Below are 18,961 nucleotides of genomic sequence, written 5' to 3' on the forward strand. Positions count from 1 at the left end.
TGACCCTATTCATCGCAGTGGGTGCAACGTATCATTGCTGACTAAGATTAGCCAATGCCATTCGCGCAATTTTTTGAGACTCTACGATGCAAATTTACCTCGTTGGCGGCGCAGTGCGCGATCAATTGCTGCAACTTCCAGTTTATGACCGTGATTGGGTGGTGGTCGGCAGCAGCCCACAAGCTATGCTCAGTGCTGGCTTTCAAGCCGTGGGAAAAGACTTCCCAGTGTTTTTACATCCGAAAAGTAAAGAAGAACATGCCCTTGCTCGTACCGAGCGCAAAACGGGCGTGGGTTACACCGGCTTTGCTTGCCACTATGCTCCAGACGTGACTTTGGAAGACGATCTGCTGCGCCGCGATCTGACCATCAATGCGATGGCGCAAGATGACTCTGGACAACTTATTGATCCTTATGGAGGTCAGCGCGATCTCGCCGCGAAAGTGCTGCGCCATGTTTCGCCCGCGTTTGTGGAAGACCCCTTGCGTGTGCTGCGCGTGGCGCGCTTTGCGGCCAAGCTGCATCACCTAGGTTTCATCGTTGCCGAAGAGACGATGCAGTTAATGGCGAAGATTGCGCAATCGGGCGAATTACAGCACTTAACCGCTGAGCGCGTTTGGCAAGAGTGGCATAAATCGCTCTCGACGAATCATCCCGAAGTGTTTTTGCAGGTGTTACGTGATTGCGGCGCATTGGCTGTGGTGCTGCCTGAAATCGATCGCTTGTTCGGCGTGCCACAACCGGAAAAATGGCACCCAGAGATCGACACCGGTATTCACACGTTAATGGTCGCTAAACAAGCCGCACAACTTTCTGATTCCCTTCCCGTGCGTTTTGCCGCGCAAGTACATGATTTAGGAAAAGGCGTGACGCCACCTTCTGAATGGCCAAGCCATAAATTGCACTGCCATACTGGGCTTAACATCATTGAATCATTGTGCGAGCGCATTCGCGTGCCTAATGAGTTTCGTGATTTAGCGCTCGCGGTGTGCGCACAGCATTCCAATGTTCATCGTGCCGACGAGTTAAAGTCTGCTACCAAGCTTAAAGTGCTGGGGCTTTTGGATGTGTGGCGCAAACCGGAGCGACTTGAGCAAGTGCTACTGTGTTGTGAAGCAGATCATCGTGGCCGTTTAGGTTTAGAGGCAGAGCCGTATCCGCAGCGTGAGATTTTCCTGCGTGCCTACCAAGCCGCCCTTGGCGTAGAAGTTCAAGCCGTGATTGCGGATGGCTTTCAAGGCAAGCATATCAAAGAAGAGTTGGATAAACGGCGCGTATCGGCAATCGAGGCTCTGTAGTTCGTTGCCTGCAACCGTAGAAAGCAAAACGCCCTGCAATGCAGGGCGTTTTTTTATCGCGAGACTGTTATCGTCAACAGTCGCGAAGGCGCTCGCTTAAAATTAAGCTTGGCCTTTCACTTCTTTCAGACCGTTGAAAGGAGCACGTGAACCCAGTGCTTCTTCGATACGGATCAGTTGGTTGTACTTAGCAACACGGTCAGAACGGCTCATAGAACCAGTCTTGATTTGACCTGCAGCAGTACCTACCGCTAGATCAGCGATAGTTGCGTCTTCAGTTTCGCCTGAACGGTGAGAGATAACTGCAGTGTAGCCAGCATCTTTTGCCATCTTGATCGCAGCCAGAGTTTCAGTCAGAGAACCGATTTGGTTGAACTTGATCAGGATAGAGTTAGCGATACCGTTGTCGATACCACGCTTCAGGATCTTAGTGTTAGTTACGAACAGATCGTCACCAACGATTTGGATTTTCTTACCCAGTTTCTCAGTTTGGTACGCGAAACCTTCCCAGTCAGACTCGTCCAGACCGTCTTCGATAGAAACGATTGGGAACTTCTCAGTCAGCTCTTCTAGGAAATCAGAGAAACCGTTAGAAGTGAAGATACGACCTTCGCCTTTCAGGTTGTATTCTTTCTTCTCTGCGTCGTAGAACTCAGAAGCAGCACAGTCCATCGCTAGAGTGATGTCAGTACCCAGTTTGTAACCTGCAGCCGCAACTGCTTCAGCGATAACTTCTAGCGCTTCTGCGTTAGATTTCAGGTTAGGAGCAAAACCACCTTCGTCACCCACTGCAGTGTTGTAGCCTTTAGACTTCAGTACTTTAGCTAGGTTATGGAACACTTCTGCGCCCATACGTACTGCTTCTTTCAGAGTTTTTGCGCCAACAGGTTGGATCATGAACTCTTGGATGTCTACGTTGTTGTCAGCGTGCTCACCACCGTTGATGATGTTCATCATTGGTAGAGGCATTGAGAATACGCCAGGAGTGCCGTTCAGCTCAGCGATGTGCTCGTACAGAGGCATGCCTTTTGCTGCTGCTGCTGCTTTCGCGTTTGCTAGAGAAACCGCTAGAATCGCGTTTGCACCGAAGTTTGACTTGTTCTCAGTACCGTCTAGGTCGATCATGATTTGGTCAATAGTTGCTTGATCTTTTGCATCTTTGCCAACCAGAGCGTCTGCGATTGGACCATTAACCGCAGCCAGCGCTTTCAGAACGCCTTTACCTAGGAAACGAGACTTGTCACCGTCACGCAGTTCAAGCGCTTCACGAGAACCAGTAGAAGCACCTGATGGAGCTGCTGCCATACCAACGAAACCACCTTCCAGATGAACTTCCGCTTCTACAGTTGGGTTACCACGTGAGTCGATGATTTCACGACCTAGAACTTTAACGATCTTAGACATTAATGTTTCCTCTCAATTGAATTTAAATGTCAAAACTAAAAGGGTAGCCACACTGCTAAAGTGGCTACCCGTATCCTTTTACTTCAATTCACCGCGTTGGTACTGACCTGCTGCTTTGACAAAACCAGCAAACAGAGGGTGACCATCGCGTGGGGTTGAAGTGAATTCTGGGTGGAACTGCGCTGCCACAAACCATGGGTGAGCAGGGTTCTCAATCACTTCAACCAGCTTCTTATCTGCTGACAGACCAGAAACCTTCAAACCTGCTTTTTCAATCTGAGGACGCAGCAGGTTGTTGACTTCATAACGGTGGCGGTGACGTTCATGGATCGTCGCGCTACCGTACATTTCGTACGCTTTAGTGCCTTTCTCAAGGTGGCATAGCTGTGAACCTAGACGCATGGTGCCGCCCAGATCCGATTTTTCGCTACGCTCTTCGACATTGCCTTCGCCATCTACCCATTCCGTGATCAAACCAACCACAGGGTATTTGGTGTTTTTATTGAATTCGGTTGAGTGTGCACCTTCCATACCCGCTACATTGCGCGCGTATTCGATCAGTGCCACTTGCATACCCAAGCAGATGCCAAGGTAAGGAATTTTGTTTTCACGTGCATATTGCGCTGCACGGATTTTGCCTTCGATACCACGATCACCAAAGCCACCCGGTACCAGAATCGCATCCAGCCCCGCTAAAACATCAACACCTTTGGTTTCAACGTCTTGTGAATCCACGTATTTGATGGTCACGCTCAGGCGGTTCTTCAGACCCGCATGTTTCAGAGCTTCGTTGACGGATTTGTAAGCATCTGGCAGCTCGGTGTATTTACCAACCATACCGATAGTCACTTCACCGGTTGGGTTCGCTTCTTCGTAAATCACTTGTTCCCATTCAGACAGATCCGCTTCTGGCGCGTTAATGCCAAAACGTGCACACACCAAATCATCCAAACCTTGAGAACGGATCAGTTGTGGGATCTTGTAGATAGAATCCACGTCTTTCATAGAGATAACGGCTTTTTCAGGCACGTTACAGAACAGAGCGATCTTCTTACGCTCGTTGGCTGGGATCATACGATCGCTACGGCAAACCAGAATGTCTGGCTGAATACCGATAGAAAGCAGTTCTTTTACTGAGTGTTGAGTTGGCTTCGTTTTTACTTCGCCTGCAGCCGCTAGGTAAGGAACCAGCGTCAGGTGCATAAACATCGCGTTTTCACGGCCAACTTCGATTGCTAGCTGACGGATCGCTTCCATGAATGGCAGAGATTCGATATCACCCACAGTACCACCCACTTCAACGATAGCGATATCGTGGCCTTCTGAGCCAGCAATCACACGATCTTTGATCGCGTTAGTGATATGAGGGATAACCTGAATGGTGGCACCTAGGTAGTCGCCACGACGCTCTTTGCGCAGTACGTCAGCGTAAACACGACCTGCCGTGAAGTTGTTGCGTTTGGTCATTTTGGTACGAATGAAACGCTCGTAGTGACCAAGGTCTAGGTCAGTTTCCGCGCCATCTTCCGTAACGAACACTTCACCGTGTTGAGTTGGGCTCATTGTGCCTGGGTCAACGTTGATGTAAGGGTCAAGCTTCATCATGGTCACTTTAAGACCACGAGCTTCGAGAATCGCTGCAAGGGATGCCGCTGCAATACCTTTACCTAGAGAGGATACAACCCCGCCAGTAACAAAAATATAATTTGTCGTCATGTTTAACCTGAAAATGGTTGAATGAGGGAAATGGATTTCTTCTGGACGGGACAAAACTATACCAGAAGGCCCCCATTGCCACAACGTGAAATCTATCACACTCAATTTTTTATTTTTTGCTTCAAATCAAACCAAATTGAAGCGAAGCACACAAGCGGCACATTATCTGAGTCAATTTTGTCCCAAACGGGACTCTTTTTCAGCAATTGAGAAATTAGCAGTTTAATCAACCAGTAAGCTCATCAGTGAGTTTGCTTTGTTTTTTAATGCTCAGCGATTAAAACGACTTTATCGCCTGTTTTTCTTCAAGTTTTACCTGATCCCAAAACGCGTCCAACTCAGCCAAAGTAAAGTCTTGGAGTGGCTTATTTTTCGCTCTCGCTTTGTCTTCAACACCTTGAAAGCGGCGCACAAATTTGGCGTTGGCTTTGCTCAGAGCCATCTCAGGGTCATGCCCTAAATGGCGCACTAAATTGACGGTGGCGAACAATAAATCACCTAACTCTTCTTCTACTTTTTGCGTATCCACATCCACTTGCAGCGCTTCTTCCATCACTTCTGAGACTTCTTCGTGCACTTTGTCGACAACGGGACCTAAGCTGTCCCAATCAAATCCGTATTTGGCGCACTTTTTCTGGATCTTGTGAGCACGCGATAACGCGGGCAATGAACGTGGTACAGAGTCTAGAATACTCTGCTCGTTTTTGCCTGCTTGCGCTTTTTCTTTGGCTTTTTCTGCCTCCCAATTGGCGTGAATTTGCTCGTCATTTTCAAAGGTCACATTTCCAAATACATGAGGATGACGGCGCGTCAGCTTTTCATTAACCGTGTCTACCACATCGCGAAATTCAAACAACCCTTGCTCTTTGGCCATTTGGCTGTAGAAAATGACCTGAAATAGTAAATCCCCCAACTCTTCACGCAAATTAGGCCAATCGCGTTGGGTGATGGCATCCACCACTTCGAAGGTTTCTTCTATGGTGTATGGCGCTATAGTGTCAAAGGTTTGCTCTTTATCCCACGGGCAACCTAGCTCAGGGTCACGTAGGCGAGTCATGATCTGTTCGAGTTGTTCAATCGGGTGTGACATGGCTTTCCTCACATCAGGCATTGAGCGCCTAAACTTATTGAAGTTGAAAAAGCAACGAGGTGGAAGTTTTCACTTCACACCTCGCTGTTTGAGTTGGATTTAACCTAAGCGCTTGACCAACATAACATCTTTGATCTGCTCGATGCGTTTAGAAACGCGCGCTAAAGCTTCGACGTTGTTCACTTCAAGATCGAAATCCATGATGATGATTTGGCGTTTATAGTCGGAGCGGCTTTTCATGCTCGCCACTTTAACTTTCTCATTAGCCAATAAGGTCGTGATGTCTTTGAGTAAGCCACTGCGCTCCATCGCTTCAACGCGCACGGTCAGCAGGTAAGAACCCACAAAACCGCCGCCCCAAACGGTATCAATGATCCGCTCTGGTGCATGGAGGCTCAACTCTTCCAACTGTTCACAATCGCTACGGTGCACGGAAATACCACGGCCTTGGGTAATGTAACCGCGGATTTCATCCCCAGGAATTGGCTGACAGCAACGCGCAAGGTGAGTCATTAGGTTATCGACCCCTTCCACCACCACCGCATCTTTATGCGGACGATTCGGCGTTAGGGCTTTGTTTTCCTGCAGTTTTTCCAGGACGAGCTTATCTTCTTCCTCGGCGGTCGGCTTATTCACTAACGCGTTGATGTGATTAACGATTTGGTTAATACGCAGATCGCCACTGCCGATACCGACGTACATTTCATCGACGCTGTTAACGTTGAAACGCTTAAGTGCATACGCCTCGGCATGTTTCAGATTGGCGCCTACTTTGGCTAATTCGATTTCGAGAATTTCACGTCCTGCTTCGAGGTTTTTCTCGCGGCTTTGCTTGCGGAACCAAGCATTGATCTTGGCGCGCGCGCGCCCTGAATGCACAAAACCGAGTGATGGGTTTAACCAGTCACGAGATGGGTTGGGCTCTTTAGCAGTGATGATTTCGACCTGATCACCCATCTGTAATTTATGGGTAAATGGCACGATGCGGCCAGCCACTTTGGCGCCAATACAGCGATGCCCCACTTCAGAGTGGATGTGGTAAGCAAAATCGAGCGGGGTCGCCCCCATCGGCAGGTCAACCACATCACCTTTCGGGGTAAAGGCGTAGACGCGATCATCAAACACTTGGCTACGCAGCTCGTCGAGCATTTCGCCCGAATCGGACATCTCTTCTTGCCAATCGAGCAGTTTACGCAGCCAAGTGATCTTCTCATCGTAACCACTGCGGCCAGCGCTGCTGCCTTCTTTGTATTTCCAGTGTGCCGCCACCCCAAGCTCTGACTCTTCGTGCATCTGCTTAGTACGGATCTGGATTTCGATGGTTTTGCCTTCTGGCCCCAAAATCACGGTATGGATTGACTGATAGCCGTTCGGTTTCGGATTGGCCACATAGTCATCAAACTCGTTCGGCAAATGTTTGTACTTGGTATGCACAATGCCAAGTGCGGCATAACAATCTTGCAGCTTGTCGGCAATAATCCGCACCGCGCGCACATCAAACAGCTCATCAAAAGCGAGGCTCTTTTTCTGCATTTTGCGCCAGATGCTGTAGATGTGTTTCGGGCGACCGCTGACTTCAGCGTTAATGCCCAGCTGTTTCATCTCGGCACGCAAGTCGCTGACAAAATCACGGATGTACTGCTCACGCACAATACGGCGCTCAGAAAGCTGTTTGGCAATCTGTTTGTAGGTATCCGGTTGTTGGTAACGGAACGCGTAGTCTTCAATTTCCCATTTGAGCTGACCAATGCCTAGACGGTTAGCCAGTGGCGCGTAAATGTTGGCACACTCTTTCGCGGCGATGCGGCGCACTTCATCCGGTTCATTTTTCACTTCACGCAGGTTACAGATCCGCTCGGCAAGCTTGATCACTACGCAGCGGAAATCATCCACCATCGCGAGTAGCATACGGCGCACATTATCCACTTGCGCCGAGGCTTCACTGCCATGCATGGTCACATTGAGCTGACCAATTGCCGCCATCTCTTCTACGCCGAGGATCAGTTTGAGTACTTCTCTGCCGTAACTCTCTTCGAGCGACTCATTATCCAACACGCCACTGGTGGCGATGGGAAATAGCAAAGCCGCCACCAGCGTTGGGCGATCCATAGATAAGGTGATCAAGATTTCGATCATTTCCCGCCCACGCCACAGCAGCAATGGCCCTTGTGGATTACCGGCAAGCAACTGTTCACACTCACGGTACACAGCGGTCAATTTAGCGGCCGTTTTACCCTCTTGGGCAAGACTGGCTATCCATGTTTCTAGCTCAAACTGTTGGTCTGGGTTTAAGTGTGCGCTTCGTACCGCAACCATTGATATCGTCCTAATATAATCATTGTATTTTTTAGCTTTCGACTGACGCTTAGATGAAGAGTTCAGTCGCTAGCGTTTTTTCACAAATAAAGCCATGGACTCAAGATGACTGGTGTGCGGGAACATATCCAGCATGCCCAGTTTCTCTAAGTGAAATCCTTGGCTCAGCAAGCTTTGGCTATCACGCGCCAGTGTCGCGGGGTTACACGACACATACACCACTCGTTCAGCGCCAAGCGCTGCGAGCTGATCCACAATCCCTTCTGCGCCTGCTCGGGCAGGGTCGAGCAGTACTTTAGCAAATTTCTGCTGCGCCCATGAGGCGTTCGTCATATCTTGTTCCAAATTGGCCTGATAAAACGCCACATTGTTGATTTGGTTCAATTTGGCGTTATGCGTGGCGTGTTGCACCATTTCTTCCACGCCTTCAATCCCCACCACCTCTTGCGCTTGTGCGGCTAACGGCAGAGTGAAATTGCCTAAACCGCAGAACAAATCAAGCACACGATCCTGCTTGTTCACTTCAAGCCAGTTGAGGGCTTGCTCGACCATCTGTTGATTCACCGAACGGTTCACCTGAATAAAGTGATTCGGCAAGAAGCGTAAACAACTACCCGTTTCTTCGCAGTAAGGCGGTTCACCTTGCACATGTTGCAACGCGCCCGCTTCCAACGTTAGGTATAAGGTTAGCCCCTTTTGCGTAGCAAAGTCAGATAAAGACTGTCTATCTTGCTCAGCCAATACGCCCAAATGGCGTAACACCAATACTGGTGTGTTGTCACCTTTCACCAATTCAACATGGCCAAGCAACTCAGGCTGACTCCATTGGCTCAATAAAGTGTTCAATTCCGGTAAAAGCGCATTCAAACTCGGCTCTAATACAGGGCAATGCGTCACATTGACAATCGCTTTGCTCTGCTTACGGCGAAAACCAAACTGCAGTTGCTGGGTTTTCTTATCCCACATCAGGCTTAATCTTGCGCGGCGACGATAGCCTTGATCATCAGAACAAACCGGTGCCGACAGAGCAAGGCTCTGCCCTGCAAACTTCACCATTAATTGACTTAACGCCTGCTGCTTGTGGTTAATTTGACCGGCTCGGTCAAGATGCTGTAAATCACAGCCGCCACATTGTGCGTAGTGAGCACAAAAAGGAGCAACACGCTCAGGGCTAGGTTTGAGCACTTTGATCAATTGCCCACGCGCATATTTACTTTTGCTTTCGGTGAGCTGGATCAGCACCTCTTCACCCGGCAAAGCACCATCGACAAACAACGGTTTCTTCTGCAAAAAGGCCAGTCCACTGCCTTGGTGATCCAACCGTTCAATGGTGACCGGTTGATGCTTTTTGTCTAACGTGCTGTGCTTTTTCGGTTGAAAGAAACGTGCCATGCTCTGTGCTCAAGTGTTGGAGTAGAATTGTTTTTGCCCCGGCATCACTATTCTGCACGGGGGTGATTGTCGAAGGTCAGGGAGTTGATTAAGCTAACGCCAATGTTTCCCCATGCAATCCGATTTGTGCGGGGGTATTTTCCCATATCCACACCACAATGTTTAGACAATAATGAATCGAAGATATGGCTTGCGCGCCCGCGTCGTTACGCTCACTCTGGCTCCAACCCTGATTATTGGCCTGCTGCTTAGCGCACTATTCTCTTTTAACCGTTATCACGACTTAGAAAACCAAGTGATAAACTCGGGTGCCAGCATCATCGAACCACTGGCGATCGCCAGTGAAGATGCGCTACGGATGCAAAGCCGCGAATCTGTGCGGCGTATCATTAGCTATGCGCATCGTAAAAACTCTAAGTTGGTGCGCAGCATTGCAGTGTTTGATGCGAATCACGAGTTGTTTGTCACCTCCAACTTTCACCCCAATTTCGAAAAGCTCATGTACCCCAAGGATAAGCCGATCCCATTTCTGAGCAGTTCGGTGATTGATGAGAACACCCTAATTTTGCGCACGCCGATCGTCTCTGAACGAACGATTCTCGAAAACGGTGATGCCAACCCTGCCACACCAGTGATGGGTTATATCGCCATTGAACTTGATCTCTCCTCTTTGCGCTTACAGCAGTATCAGGAAATTTTCTCAGCGGGCTTAGTGCTGGTGATTGGGATTTTGCTCTCTGGTGTGTTTGCATTTCGTTTGATGCACGATGTGACTCGCCCCATCACGCACATGAAAAACATGGTGGATCGCATTCGTCGTGGACATTTGGATGTACGGATCGAAGGCAAAATGCATGGCGAGTTGGATTCACTGAAAAAAGGCATCAATGCGATGGCTGTGTCGCTCTCTGAATACCATGTCGAGATGCAACACAGCATTGACCAAGCCACTTCCGATTTGCGGGAAACCTTGGAGCAGCTAGAGATTCAGAACGTCGAACTCGACATCGCTAAAAAACGAGCGCAAGAAGCAGCGCGCGTAAAGTCAGAATTTCTGGCCAATATGTCGCACGAGCTGCGCACTCCACTCAATGGCGTGATTGGCTTTACCCGACAAATGCTGAAAACCCAGCTCACCAACAGCCAAACTGATTACCTGCAAACGATTGAAAAATCAGCTAACAACCTCCTTACTATCATTAACGACATTTTGGATTTCTCCAAACTCGAAGCCGGTAAATTGGCTCTGGAAAACATTCCATTTGAGTTCCAAGAAGTGTTGGAAGAAGTGGTTAACCTTCAAGCGACGAGCGCCCATGAGAAAGGGTTAGAAATCACCCTCAAAATTGACCCGAAAATTCCACGCGGCGTGGTGGGCGATCCACTACGTATTCAACAAGTTTTGACTAACTTAGTCGGCAACTCGATCAAGTTTACTGAGCGCGGCAATATTGATGTCAGCGTGGAAATGCGTTCACTACGCGATGATGTGATTGACCTGCAATTTATGGTGCGCGATACGGGCATTGGTATTTCAGAGCGCCAACAAGCCCAGTTATTCCAAGCCTTTAGCCAAGCCGATGCCAGTATTTCTCGCCGTTATGGCGGCACAGGATTGGGGCTGGTCATTACTCAAAAACTGGTGAGCCATATGGGGGGCGAAATCAGCCTGACCAGCCGCTTACACCAAGGCTCTACGTTCTGGTTTACCCTGCGTTTGCACACAACGGAGCTGCCCGTCAATGATGGTTATGATGCGCAACTGCTCAACCATCGTCATCTATTGTTGATTGAACCCAACATGCAAGCTGCAGCTATTGTGCAACAAACGCTAGTGCAAAGCGGGTTAGAAGTGATTTATCGCTCCGCGATACCGGAAGAGGAACAGAGTTACGACTATGTGTTACTCAACCTCGCCCCAAGCAAAGAAACCAACTATGCAATGGTCGAGCTTTGGGTTAAGCGTGCGCTTGCCATGACACATAACGTGATTGTCGGTGTGCCGAGCACCGAGTTGGCACTGGCCGATCGCTTGATGCAACACTATCCGGTGAAATGCATCAGTAAACCGCTTTCACGTAAAAAGCTGCTGCAAACGTTAGCCGCACAACAACCGCTTTCACTCCATTCGGCACAACCTAAACCACAAGCCGATAAGTTGCCGTTGTGTGTTATGGCGGTCGATGATAACCTAGCTAACCTCAAACTGATTACGGCGCTGCTTCAAGAGCGAGTTGAATGCGTTATCGCCTGCGCCAGTGGCCAGGAAGCAATAGAGCAAGCACAAGAACGCCACTTCGATATCATCTTGATGGACATTCAGATGCCGCACATGGATGGGGTAACCGCATGTAAATCGATTAAACAGCTGCATGGCTATCAAGAGACTCCTGTCATTGCCGTTACGGCCCACGCCATGGCGGGCGAGCGAGATCGCCTACTGAAAGCGGGAATGGACGACTACCTCACCAAACCGATTGAAGAGCATATTTTGCAACAAGTGTTGGTCCATTGGAGCCCACACACGCGCAGTAAGCAGGTAGCAAAAATTACCCTGCCAGATGGCGCTGCGGTACAAAGTGCTTTGCATACGGCAGAGCAAGATGATGCGATCATTGATTGGTCAGCCGCATTGCGCCAGTCGGCCAACAAAGAAGATCTCGCTAAAGAGATGCTGACCATGCTGGTCAATTATTTGCAGGAGGTCGAGACGGTCGTCAACATGGCTTTAGAAGATGAAGAATACGCCACGAGCGATTTATTGCATCATATCCACAAACTGCACGGCAGTTGCTCATACAGTGGCGTACCACGGCTCCGCAAAGTCTGCGCGAGTCTGGAACAAGCTCTGCGCAGCGGAGCCGCCATACACGAATTGGAGCCGGAGCTCTTCGAGCTACAAGATGAGATGGAGAAAGTTAGCGAAGCTGCGACGGATTATCTGGATTGATCGCGTTTCATGTCTTGCTGATGGGGCAAAGGATGTACCTCTTGCCCCGTCACATAAACATGATAGCCATGCTTGCCGCGATGTTTAACCCAATACATTGCTTTATCCGCTTGTAAAAGCAGTTTTTCTAAGTCGATGTGCACACAATCCATATGACTGATCCCGATACTGCACCCAACTTGAGCGCTCTGTTTTCCCAATACGATCGGCGTCCCCGAGGCGTCGATCACATCGGCGGCAAGAGCTTCCACTGACGTCTGATCATAAACGTCGAGTGGGATATAAATCGCAAATTCATCCCCACCGAGTCGGCCGACGACAGAGTCGGTAAAGTGAGCCTGCGCAAGAGCCAAAAAGCGTTTGGCGATTTCGCGCAATACGTCATCACCGGCACCATGTCCTAACGTATCATTGACCTGTTTAAAACCATCCAAGTCGATAAGTAGCAACACCATGGTTAAACTGGCGCGCTTTTTATTCAGCACATATTTTTCACACCCCAACCGATTTTTTAGCCCAGTCAACGTATCTTGCTCAGCAATGGTTCGGTAATAGCTTTCCCAACGTTCAATTTGTTGGCGTAATTCTCGCTCACGGATCAGCGCTTGATGCGAAGCATCAATAAACTCATTGATGCTTTTCGCCACCAAACCGATCTCGTTATGCTTATTTTCCTGAGCCACTGAGACTTTTCGATCATGGTCAGGGCGCACTTCCGATAATGCTTCATAAAGCTCAGTCAACGGTTTACCGACCAAACGGCGTACAATCCAAATTAACGCCACAAAGGTAACTAAAAACTGGATCAACACCACGGCTATTTGATCGAGGATTTTGCTCGTCGCCTGCTGCCTAATCACTTGGTGATCCTCATGAATCATCAAGTAGCCAATCAAATTGCCATCCACAGGCGACACTAAGCGATAGCGGTTAGCATCTTCCCAAATATCATGCTCCTTGAGGAGCTGGGGAATGCTAGTTCGTTCAAAGACAATCCCATCGATACTCGCCAGTTTGACGGCATTGATCTCTTTATGCAGCAACAGGGCATCCATCACCTCAGAGGCGATATCGTAGTTATTCACGTACAGAGCAATCGCCGCCGAGTTGCTCAAAGAAAGTGCTAATTTCTCTTCCAGTTCTTGTTTCTGCAATTCAACACTCTGCAAACCTCGCGGAATAATGACCGCAAGAATGATCAGCAGATAGCTAAGCGCACACAGCGAAATCATCTTCAATAATCGATTGACCAGAGGAGAAGTTCGCGTTTGATCAGTCATAAATCACCAATAGCACTTTTAATGCTTTATCTGGCGGCTCAGCCATGTAACCAATCGAGAATGGGTTAGCCTCAAGTTTAATCGCTAGCTCTTGATCACTAGGCACCGACTCCGGAGCACGGAGCCGTCCCGAAAATTTTAACTTCGCCCAATACGCATTAATCTGGCTTTCTTGCATGTTAGTGACTTGTAAGAAAAAGCGTTGGCGAACGTCACCACTACGATCCAATATCTGATTAATGTAAGTATTCCCCACAACCCTATTGCGCCCAAGATATAACGCAGAGAGCTCTTCTTTGGTAATGGCAGAGACCGGGCTCTCTTGGCCTGCAACAACATACAACTCGGCAGAGGCCAATGGCGATACCAACATCATTAGGAGTAACCAATATTTCATTCAGTCCTCCTAAAATACAAAATTGACGCTTAACGAAAACAGATGCACATCGCGTCCTTGAGGATTTTCCTCTAATGGTATCGACCACAAGCCATAACCATTATCCGCAATCTGGATGAAATCGTATTGTGCTTTCAAGGCAACTTGCGCACTCACATCCCAACGAACCCCTAGTGAATAGGTTTGCTGATCGATGTAAGTCGAATTGATCCCTCCAATCAACCATTTCTGAATTTCCGCCAGTTGAGCGCCGTTCACGGGCGATAATCCCCAATCGGATTGAGCTTGGTAAGGCGGATTTTTCGGATTAAATTTGCCGTAGATGACATAAGGCGTCACGCTACCGAACGTATACCCTGCCATGGCATAGCCGCCAATCCCTTCTGGCACAACGGCTTTTTCCCCGAAAATAGTGTAGATTTCCGATTGCAGTGACCATTGAGTACCGCGATAACCAAAGCCTAATTGCCAGTACTCGATGGTTTCCGATGTTAAATTGATCTGCTCGGCGAGCTGGTTGGCTTCAGAACTGAGCATACCTAAATCAGCTTGTCCGAGCTGTTGAACCGCTTTTACTGCCAAGAGTGAATTGCCATCCAAATCCACTTGCAACTGCCCGACATGGACATAAGAGAGGCGCCCGAACCAATGTTCTTGCTCCAAAGAGAGCACAATAGCTAAGGTTTTATCCGATTGTGTACCCGAAATTTCGCCCGACGAGGTATTTTGCAATTTCTGCTTAATCTTTCCGTATTGAGCGCCTAATGACCAGCTGATGTCGTTCAGCTGGCTGCGATACGTCACATCAATCCCATCAATCGAATCGTAGAAGATACCGCCATAAAACTCTTGGGGAGGACGCACCCAAAGATGCGCGTAGTCAATCCGTCGGCTGTCAGCGGCGATATAAGCGTTAAGGCCAAGGCGCCCAACGCGAAGATCCCAATGTTCATCCGGCGTATATCGCGCAAAAGCTAACTCAGTGACATCCTCAAAGCGCTGCTCGACTCTATCTTCCAACACCCATTGTGCCGTCACGGACCACTGCGGATTCAACTGCAAATCAAACTGCACCCCGATGTTCGAATCTGGCTTAAATGATCCATTACGTCGATGGTCATCTGGTTGAGCGATATTACGCAAAAAACCAAGATTCTCTTCGTTCTCGTAACTGTAACCGAGCGAACCGTACCCAGATATCGCCCAATCCGCAGCAAAGACCGGAGAGCTAATGATCGCCAATAGGCTTAAAACTCGGCTAACAAGCAAAGTTCGATAAGGATTTCGCATCATTGGGGCATTCCTAAACTCGCACATACTGCACCAAAGCGCAGACGTCTACGCCAAGTGAAACTTTCTCCATTTCGATGGTCATCAGTGATGACATCGCCCAATTACTCTTATTCTAGTGGTTGATGAGCTCAATCATGTGGCAGAGTGCTCAAGGTAGAGCAAACTCATTCTTCCGTTAAGAAAGAATCAGCAGATAGAGAAAATATAGTCAGAAAATGAAAGATTTGAAATGACCGAAAGCACGAACGCCGCATCAGCGACGTTCAAGGATCACGGTAGCCATTGCGTAATGGCGCTCATCAGAGATGGAAAGATGGATATTCGCCACCTGCAGTTGTGCAGCTAACTGAGCGGCCTTGCCACTCAAACTTAGTAAGGGCTTACCTAATGCATCGTTGCTAATGGTGAAATCGTGGAAAGACACGCCCTGCGCAATTCCAGTCCCTAGGGCTTTGGATGCGGCTTCTTTCGCCGCAAAGCGTTTAGCTAAAAAACGCCCCTGTTGCTTTAAAGCCTGAAATTGCACAAATTCTGGATCACTGAGCACTCGGCGCGCGAAGTGTTCACCTGAGCGCGCCAAGGCCTTCTCAACCCGTTCAATTTCAGCAATGTCCGTGCCGAGTCCAACGATCATAGTGTTAACGGCGCGCTGCAACCATGATGGCTTTCATGTCTGCCACCGCTTTCGCTAAGCCATCAAATACCGCGCGACCAATGATCGCATGGCCGATGTTCAGCTCGTAGATTTCAGGGATCGCCGCAATCGCAGCAACGTTGTGATAAGTCAATCCATGACCAGCATTCACCGTAATGCCCAAGTCGTGAGCATAAGCCGCTGCTGCCGCGATTTTTTTCAGCTCATTTTGCTGATCGACTTCACTTTTTGCATCCGAATAATGACCGGTATGCAGCTCAATGAATGGTGCACCACAGGCTTTGGCTGCATCAATTTGCTCGCGATCGGCATCGATAAACAGAGATACCTTAATGCCTGCCGCGGTGAGTTTTTCCGTGGCCGCTTTTACGCGCTCAAGCTGACCAAGTACGTCTAAGCCACCTTCTGTCGTCAGTTCTTCACGTTTTTCAGGCACTAAGCAAACGTATTCAGGTTGAGTTTGCAGCGCAATCTCAACCATCTCATCGGTCACCGCCATTTCAAGGTTCATGCGCGTTTGCAGCGTTTCACGCAAAATACGTACATCGCGATCAGTAATGTGACGACGATCTTCACGTAGATGGATGGTGATACCATCTGCACCCGCACGTTCAGCAATTTCTGCTGCATGCACAGGATCGGGATATTGCGTGCCGCGTGCGTTACGCAAAGTCGCCACGTGATCGATGTTCACACCAAGATAAATTGAGCTCATTCTTCTGTACTCCGTGCTCTAGGTAGAGTTGTTTGACGAAACAACTCACGACTCTTTAAAGGTTTGCCGCCAAGATACGGCTTTAAGGCTAAACGTGTAAAGCGTTTTGCCGCTTGCAGTTGTTCTTTGCTGGTAAAACGTCGCTCGCTGATCGCAATCAGCTCGTTACCGAGAAAGGTGAGATTATCGCGGCGCACCGAGGCAATAAAGCCTTTTTGCTCACGGTAACGATAAGTCATGTCTGGTGAAACTGGCTCGCCCGTACCTGCACAATGCAGAAAATCCACACCGTAGCCCATCGCGGCAAGCAAAGCGAGTTCAAAGCGGCGTAACGCGGGCTCGGGATTAGTGCTTTGCGCCAGTTCAGTGAGCGCAAACAGATAATCATGGAATAGCCCAGGGCTGGCGACTTCTGGCATTAGCACTCTATCCACTAGCTCGTTGATGTACATCGCCGAATAGAGATAGACGCCGGAAAGCGGCAAACCAAGGCTAATTGGTTCAGCTTGGCGCAAAGTTTTCATCGAGCCATTGCCCGACCATTTCAGCAGTAAAGGAGTGAAAGGTTGCAGCGCCCCTTTGAGATTGGAGCGTTTTCCGCGCGCACCTTTAGCCATCAAGGTAACTCGCCCGTACTCCTCACTGAACACATCGAGAATTAAGCTCGATTCACTGTAAGGGCGGCGGTGCAGAACAAAACAGCGTTGCAGTCCGTCTGACATTTTCCCTTTCTATCATGCAGTTGAAGGTAGAAATGAAAAAGGTGGCAACTGGGTTGCCACCTTTAGCGTTTAGAGATCGTCGATGTAACCGAGTGAACGCAGGGCGCGCTCATCATCCGCCCAACCGGATTTCACTTTCACCCAAGTTTCTAGGTAGACTTTGCGGCCAAACAGCTCTTCCATATCCAGACGCGCTTCGCGGCCGATGGTTTTGATTTTTTCGCCGTTTTTGCCAATCACCATTTTTTTCTGGCCGATACGCTCAACCAAAATCAGGGCATTGATGTGGAAGCCATCGGTATCTGGGTTGTAATCGAAACGTTCGATTTCAACGGTCACCGAATATGGCAGCTCTTCACCAGTAAAACGCATCAGCTTTTCACGCACGATTTCTGACGCCATAAAGCGCTGTGAACGATCCGTCACATACTCTTCAGGGAAATGGTGCACGGCTTTCGGTAAATGGTCGCGTACATGCTTTTTCAGCACGTCGGTGTTTTTACCCTGCTTAGCAGAAATCGGTACGATATCGACAAACGGCATGCGCTTAGAAAGCTCCAGCATGTGCAGCATCACTTTGTTACGATCTTTCACCTGATCGACCTTGTTCACACAAAGCACCACAGGGAAGTTCGCCTTTTGCAGCTTAGTGAATACCATCTCGTCATCGGCGGTCCAGTGCGTACCTTCAACGACAAACAGCACTAAGTTCACATCACTCAGCGAGCTTGATGCCGCGCGGTTCATCAAACGGTTGATGGCGCGTTTTTCTTCAATGTGCAGCCCTGGGGTATCCACGTAAATGGCTTGATAATTGCCATCGGTCTCCACGCCCATAATACGGTGGCGAGTGGTTTGTGGTTTACGCGAAGTGATAGAAATCTTCTGCCCTAGAAGATTATTGAGCAGGGTTGATTTACCTACGTTTGGACGCCCCACAATCGCGACAAAGCCACAATGTTGGTTTTCCGGTGTCGATGCTGCCACAGATTGGCCTTCGCTTTGAGAAGCAAAGTATGCATCGATATCAAATTCTTGATCAGCCATTGGTCAATTGCTCCAGAGCCGTTTCTGCAGCCGCTTGCTCTGCCTTGCGGCGGCTGGTGCCCTTACCGATCACAGGCGTATCCATACCTGCTACTTCACACGCAACGGTAAACTCTTGGTTGTGTGCTTCACCTTTAATATTAGTCACTGTGTAGACAGGCAGCGGTTTTCTTCTGCCTTGCAAAAACTCTTGTAAGCGAGTTTTCGGATCTTTTTGTGATGCGCCCGGTTTGATCTCTTCCAAACGGCAGTGATACCACTCAAGCACGATACGGCGTGCCGTTTCTAGCTCACTGTCGAGGTAGATTGCACCGATGATCGCTTCTACGGCATCGGCCAGAATTGAGTCTCGGCGAAAACCACCGCTTTTCAACTCACCTGGACCTAATTTTAAGTAATCTCCCAGATCGAATTCACGACCCAGTTCCGCCAACGTGTTACCACGCACTAAGGTGGCACGCATGCGGCTCATATCACCTTCATTCACTTTCGGGAAGCGGTGATACAGCTCGTCAGCAATGACAAAACTTAAAATTGAATCGCCCAGAAATTCAAGACGTTCATTGTGCTTACCATTGGCGCTGCGGTGTGTCAGCGCCAGATTAAGCAGCTCGATCTCCTTAAAGGTATAACCGAGCTTACTTGTTAATTTATTCATTGGAGGTGTCATAATCTCAACGTCATTG

At 48.9% G+C, this 18,961-nt stretch carries 15 protein-coding genes; 2 read left to right on the forward strand and 13 right to left on the reverse strand.

Annotated elements, in window-relative coordinates; translation table 11 throughout:
- The first annotated feature begins 86 nt into the window (after positions 1 to 86).
- Positions 87 to 1,298 (forward strand): multifunctional CCA addition/repair protein, encoded by a 1,212-nt coding sequence (locus MKA69_RS02260; protein ID WP_305847440.1) that lies wholly within the window; start codon positions 87 to 89, stop codon positions 1,296 to 1,298.
- A gap of 102 nt (positions 1,299 to 1,400) precedes the next feature.
- Here the strand turns inward: MKA69_RS02260 and eno are convergent, their stop codons facing one another.
- The 5 genes from eno to rlmD all read right to left on the reverse strand — a co-directional run bounded on the left by eno (position 1,401) and on the right by rlmD (position 9,216).
- On the reverse strand, positions 1,401 to 2,702 hold the full coding sequence (gene eno / locus MKA69_RS02265) for a phosphopyruvate hydratase (RefSeq protein WP_000036741.1): 1,302 nt from the start codon (positions 2,700 to 2,702) through the stop codon (positions 1,401 to 1,403).
- Between the two features lie 78 nt (positions 2,703 to 2,780).
- Positions 2,781 to 4,418, reverse strand: coding sequence for a CTP synthase (locus MKA69_RS02270; RefSeq protein ID WP_154138981.1), 1,638 nt, complete (start codon positions 4,416 to 4,418; stop codon positions 2,781 to 2,783).
- A 277-nt stretch (positions 4,419 to 4,695) separates the two neighbouring features.
- Entirely contained in the window at positions 4,696 to 5,508 is an 813-nt protein-coding gene (gene mazG, locus MKA69_RS02275) for a nucleoside triphosphate pyrophosphohydrolase (protein ID WP_305847441.1), read from the reverse strand.
- Between the two features lie 99 nt (positions 5,509 to 5,607).
- Entirely contained in the window at positions 5,608 to 7,824 is a 2,217-nt protein-coding gene (gene relA / locus MKA69_RS02280; protein ID WP_055031066.1) for a GTP diphosphokinase, read from the reverse strand.
- A gap of 69 nt (positions 7,825 to 7,893) precedes the next feature.
- Positions 7,894 to 9,216, reverse strand: coding sequence for a 23S rRNA (uracil(1939)-C(5))-methyltransferase RlmD (gene rlmD, locus MKA69_RS02285; protein ID WP_095468712.1), 1,323 nt, complete (start codon positions 9,214 to 9,216; stop codon positions 7,894 to 7,896).
- 172 nt (positions 9,217 to 9,388) lie between these two features.
- On the opposite strand from rlmD, the gene barA reads away from it, so the two are divergent.
- Positions 9,389 to 12,166, forward strand: a complete 2,778-nt coding sequence (gene barA, locus MKA69_RS02290) for a two-component sensor histidine kinase BarA (RefSeq protein ID WP_305847442.1) — start codon at positions 9,389 to 9,391, stop codon at positions 12,164 to 12,166.
- On the opposite strand, the gene MKA69_RS02295 is transcribed toward barA, so the two are convergent.
- The 8 genes from MKA69_RS02295 to rnc all read right to left on the reverse strand — a co-directional run bounded on the left by MKA69_RS02295 (position 12,154) and on the right by rnc (position 18,945).
- Positions 12,154 to 13,446, reverse strand: a complete 1,293-nt coding sequence (locus tag MKA69_RS02295; RefSeq protein WP_305847443.1) for a sensor domain-containing diguanylate cyclase — start codon at positions 13,444 to 13,446, stop codon at positions 12,154 to 12,156. The two genes, barA and MKA69_RS02295, sit on opposite strands and share 13 nt — an antisense overlap.
- On the reverse strand, positions 13,439 to 13,843 hold the full coding sequence (locus tag MKA69_RS02300; protein WP_081018348.1) for a hypothetical protein: 405 nt from the start codon (positions 13,841 to 13,843) through the stop codon (positions 13,439 to 13,441). Before MKA69_RS02300 ends, MKA69_RS02295 begins: the two co-directional genes overlap by 8 nt.
- Before the next feature lie 9 nt (positions 13,844 to 13,852).
- Positions 13,853 to 15,133 (reverse strand): hypothetical protein, encoded by a 1,281-nt coding sequence (locus tag MKA69_RS02305; RefSeq protein WP_371131850.1) that lies wholly within the window; start codon positions 15,131 to 15,133, stop codon positions 13,853 to 13,855.
- 256 nt (positions 15,134 to 15,389) lie between these two features.
- Complete coding sequence (gene acpS, locus MKA69_RS02310; protein ID WP_000635060.1) at positions 15,390 to 15,770, reverse strand: holo-ACP synthase; 381 nt, start codon at positions 15,768 to 15,770, stop codon at positions 15,390 to 15,392.
- A 4-nt stretch (positions 15,771 to 15,774) separates the two neighbouring features.
- Positions 15,775 to 16,506 (reverse strand): pyridoxine 5'-phosphate synthase, encoded by a 732-nt coding sequence (pdxJ, locus tag MKA69_RS02315; RefSeq protein ID WP_000095367.1) that lies wholly within the window; start codon positions 16,504 to 16,506, stop codon positions 15,775 to 15,777.
- On the reverse strand, positions 16,503 to 17,228 hold the full coding sequence (gene recO, locus MKA69_RS02320) for a DNA repair protein RecO (RefSeq protein ID WP_001279493.1): 726 nt from the start codon (positions 17,226 to 17,228) through the stop codon (positions 16,503 to 16,505). The genes pdxJ and recO overlap by 4 nt, the downstream gene beginning before the upstream one ends.
- 69 nt (positions 17,229 to 17,297) lie before the next feature.
- The gene (era, locus tag MKA69_RS02325; protein ID WP_305847444.1) at positions 17,298 to 18,275 is read right to left on the reverse strand and encodes a GTPase Era; all 978 of its coding nucleotides are present in this window, start codon (positions 18,273 to 18,275) and stop codon (positions 17,298 to 17,300) included.
- Complete coding sequence (rnc, locus tag MKA69_RS02330) at positions 18,268 to 18,945, reverse strand: ribonuclease III (RefSeq protein ID WP_000188754.1); 678 nt, start codon at positions 18,943 to 18,945, stop codon at positions 18,268 to 18,270. Before rnc ends, era begins: the two co-directional genes overlap by 8 nt.
- Between the last annotated feature and the right edge of the window lie 16 nt (positions 18,946 to 18,961).

The organism is Vibrio sp. AH4 (assembly GCF_030710545.1).
Classification (GTDB): Bacteria; Pseudomonadota; Gammaproteobacteria; order Enterobacterales; family Vibrionaceae; genus Vibrio; species Vibrio metoecus.

Coding starts and splice junctions, on each gene's coding strand:
- MKA69_RS02260 (WP_305847440.1), top strand. CDS start 87: ATGCAAATTTACCTCGTTGGCGGCGCAGTGCGCGATCAATTGCTGCAA.
- eno (WP_000036741.1), bottom strand. CDS start 2,702: ATGTCTAAGATCGTTAAAGTTCTAGGTCGTGAAATCATCGACTCACGT.
- MKA69_RS02270 (WP_154138981.1), bottom strand. CDS start 4,418: ATGACGACAAATTATATTTTTGTTACTGGCGGGGTTGTATCCTCTCTA.
- mazG (WP_305847441.1), bottom strand. CDS start 5,508: ATGTCACACCCGATTGAACAACTCGAACAGATCATGACTCGCCTACGT.
- relA (WP_055031066.1), bottom strand. CDS start 7,824: ATGGTTGCGGTACGAAGCGCACACTTAAACCCAGACCAACAGTTTGAG.
- rlmD (WP_095468712.1), bottom strand. CDS start 9,216: ATGGCACGTTTCTTTCAACCGAAAAAGCACAGCACGTTAGACAAAAAG.
- barA (WP_305847442.1), top strand. CDS start 9,389: ATGAATCGAAGATATGGCTTGCGCGCCCGCGTCGTTACGCTCACTCTG.
- MKA69_RS02295 (WP_305847443.1), bottom strand. CDS start 13,446: ATGACTGATCAAACGCGAACTTCTCCTCTGGTCAATCGATTATTGAAG.
- MKA69_RS02300 (WP_081018348.1), bottom strand. CDS start 13,843: ATGAAATATTGGTTACTCCTAATGATGTTGGTATCGCCATTGGCCTCT.
- MKA69_RS02305 (WP_371131850.1), bottom strand. CDS start 15,133: ATGCGAAATCCTTATCGAACTTTGCTTGTTAGCCGAGTTTTAAGCCTA.
- acpS (WP_000635060.1), bottom strand. CDS start 15,770: ATGATCGTTGGACTCGGCACGGACATTGCTGAAATTGAACGGGTTGAG.
- pdxJ (WP_000095367.1), bottom strand. CDS start 16,506: ATGAGCTCAATTTATCTTGGTGTGAACATCGATCACGTGGCGACTTTG.
- recO (WP_001279493.1), bottom strand. CDS start 17,228: ATGTCAGACGGACTGCAACGCTGTTTTGTTCTGCACCGCCGCCCTTAC.
- era (WP_305847444.1), bottom strand. CDS start 18,275: ATGGCTGATCAAGAATTTGATATCGATGCATACTTTGCTTCTCAAAGC.
- rnc (WP_000188754.1), bottom strand. CDS start 18,945: ATGACACCTCCAATGAATAAATTAACAAGTAAGCTCGGTTATACCTTT.